Consider the following 955-nt stretch of genomic DNA (forward strand, 5'->3'; position numbering starts at 1 on the left):
AGCGGTGTCGGTGTCCTGCGCAACCGCCTGAGTGCCGAACCCGCGACAGCGCCGTGGTGGCCGCAGCCGCGTCCGTATCCCTTCGGTGCGGCCACAGTCTGAGAGGAAACGCCCCGATGAGTGAGAACACTGTGATTCCGCCCGTTCGCCGGATCGTGACGGGTCACGACGAGAACGGCCGATCGATCATTGTCAGTGTCGGCGATTGCCCGAATGTTTTTGTGTCCGAGGATATTCCGGGCTTCGGTGCGAGCGTCGCCTGGCTCACCGAGCCCGGCGATATCTCCAATGCCGGCAACGAGGATACGGCCACCGCCGATACGCAGGTACCCATGTACCCCAAGGTCGGTGGCAGCATCTTCCGGATCGCCACCTTCCCGCCGGATGCCGCCTACAGCGACCAGGCGGCGCAGACGATGTTCAGCGAGTTCGGCGGCGAGCACGCCCGCGCTGCGGCGGAGGAGGATTCGCGGCACTTCTGGTTCCATCGCACCGACTCCCTCGACTACGGCATCGTGCTCGACGGTGAGGTCTGGCTGATGACCGACGAGGGCGAGTGCTTGATGAAACCCGGCGACGTCGTCGTCCAGCGCGGCACCAGCCACTCGTGGTCCAATCGCAGCGACAAGCCGTGCCGGATGGCGTTCATCCTGCTCGGCTCGCTGCCGCTGTTCGACGAGGCGCGGCCGTGACGGCCGATGCGGTGTGGTGGCCTACCGCCGAACGTGTGGCCGCGGCGGAGGTGACCCGCTTCCGCGCCGAGCTGCCCCCCGACCTTCGGGATGCCGAGTATCTGGATCTGTGGCGCTGGTCGACCGAACATCCGGATCGGTTCTGGCTGGCGATGGCCGACTTCGAGGATGTCAGGATGGGTGGCGTGGCCACCGGTCCGGTCGCGCCGGACGAAATGATCGGTGGCGCTTGGTTTCCCGGCCGCACGATCAATTACGCCGAG

2 protein-coding genes are annotated in these 955 nt (G+C 66.4%); both read left to right on the forward strand.

Features of this window, described 5'->3' with window-relative positions; all coding sequences use genetic code 11:
• Nucleotides 1–116: 116 nt before the first annotated feature.
• The gene (locus ON44_RS33660) at nt 117–692 is read left to right on the forward strand and encodes a cupin domain-containing protein (protein WP_040698035.1); all 576 of its coding nucleotides are present in this window, start codon (nt 117–119) and stop codon (nt 690–692) included.
• Nucleotides 689–955: acetyl-coenzyme A synthetase N-terminal domain-containing protein (locus tag ON44_RS33665; protein WP_040698038.1), on the forward strand; the 267-nt coding region annotated here is incomplete at its 3' end. The genes ON44_RS33660 and ON44_RS33665, both read left to right, overlap by 4 nt.

Origin of the sequence: Nocardia vinacea NBRC 16497, from assembly GCF_000308835.1 — a bacterium.
Taxonomy (GTDB): Bacteria; Actinomycetota; Actinomycetes; order Mycobacteriales; family Mycobacteriaceae; genus Nocardia; species Nocardia vinacea.

Excerpts from the sequence above, each read along its gene's own strand:
- ON44_RS33660 (WP_040698035.1), top strand. The coding sequence starts at position 117 with ATGAGTGAGAACACTGTGATTCCGCCCGTTCGCCGGATCGTGACGGGT.